The 1,599-nt window shown below is 44.0% G+C and carries 3 pseudogenes; 1 reads left to right on the forward strand and 2 read right to left on the reverse strand.

Annotation, left to right across the window (positions count from 1 at the left end):
- Positions 1-311: pseudogene (locus BHE85_RS15105) on the forward strand (IS1-like element IS1X2 family transposase); the annotation flags it as partial.
- On the opposite strand, the pseudogene BHE85_RS15110 reads toward BHE85_RS15105, so the two are convergent.
- A pseudogene (locus tag BHE85_RS15110) lies at positions 246-1,250 on the reverse strand (DUF898 family protein); the annotation flags it as partial. The pseudogenes BHE85_RS15105 and BHE85_RS15110 overlap by 66 nt on opposite strands.
- 16 nt (positions 1,251-1,266) lie before the next feature.
- A pseudogene (locus BHE85_RS15115) lies at positions 1,267-1,599 on the reverse strand (IS1-like element IS1X2 family transposase); the annotation flags it as partial.

Below are 1,599 nucleotides of genomic sequence, written 5' to 3' on the forward strand. Positions count from 1 at the left end.
GGATACGGAGGACGGTTGTGGCGCACGTCTTCGGTGAACGCACTCTGGCCACACTGGAGCGTCTTCTGAGCCTGCTGTCGGCCTTTGAGGTCGTGGTATGGATGACGGATGGCTGGCCGCTGTATGAATCACGCCTGAAGGGAAAGCTGCACGTTATCAGCAAGCGTTACACTCAGCGCATTGAGCGACATAATCTGAATCTGAGACAACATCTGGCAAGGCTGGGACGGAAGTCACTGTCGTTCTCAAAATCGGTGGAGCTGCATGACAAGGTCATCGGGCATTATCTGAACATAAAACACTATCAGTAAGTTGGAGTCATTACCAGGAAGGTCATCCAAATCGCCCAGCAAATACGTATTTTTTGCCTGCCAGTCAATCATCCATATTTTCAGCAGTGGATAAGCCAGACCGCCCGTAATCCCGGATATCACTACCAACGCACACATGCGATAAAGCATACCGTGGTACGTTAAAGTTGAGCGAAAACGAATACGCCCATCATTCAGTGACAGGTTACTCATAAAATGATTTCGCAACGACACCGTTAAATAACTGGTGCTAACAGCAATCCCAAAATAATAGATTAACTGCGCGATTATCATTTTACGTTGCATTTCCATAAATTGCTGTAAATTCTCAATATCATCATTTGCATACACAGAACTATCATACGCATTTAATATTTGTTCGAAGATAATATAACCAGCAACAGCGAGAAAAGGTAATAAAGCTAAAAATGCGAGGATGGCATATTTTATACAATACGCAGTATCTAATTTCACCTTGAAACGATGTATACCGAAACTGGTATTGCTCCAGAGAAAACTCATTACCAGGCTATATAAAGTACCATTAAAAATACCAATGGAAACAATACCAACTATTGCCATCAGAACCACAGATATAATAACACTACTTGAACTATTGGCATGTAGCATCTTTGTCGAGATAAAGAAAACAGTCCCCATCCCAATGGCCATTAAAATCGGCAAGAAAAAGGTTACCCACCAGAACCCTTTCATAGAGCAATTAAAACTAAATCTTACGCCGTTGAGACTAGTCATCAAGGCCTGATAACGCAGTCCTTTTGCTGCCATAAATATAAGCAAAACCAACAGTGACAAAGTCAAAACACAGCCAACAAGCGGCATATCTGCTGACACTGTCATTAAGATTGCGAAATAGAAAAAAACAAAAACAAGACAACTAAAAAAAACATTCCCACCAGTAATTCCATAAGAAAATCGTGGTAATGCTGCCAACTTACTGATAGTGTTTTATGTTCAGATAATGCCCGATGACCTTGTCATGCAGCTCCACCGATTTTGAGAACGACAGTGACTTCCGTCCCAGCCTTGCCAGATGTTGTCTCAGATTCAGATTATGTCGCTCAATGCGCTGAGTGTAACGCTTGCTGATAACGTGCAGCTTTCCCTTCAGGCGTGATTCATACAGCGGCCAGCCATCCGTCATCCATACCACGACCTCAAAGGCCGGCAGCAGGCTCAGAAGACGCTCCAGTGTGGCCAGAGTGCGTTCACCGAAGACGTGCGCCACAACCGTCCTCCGTATCCTGTCATACGCGTAAAACAGCCA

The organism is Shigella sp. FC1567, assembly GCF_001743015.1.
Lineage (GTDB): Bacteria > Pseudomonadota > Gammaproteobacteria > Enterobacterales > Enterobacteriaceae > Escherichia > Escherichia coli.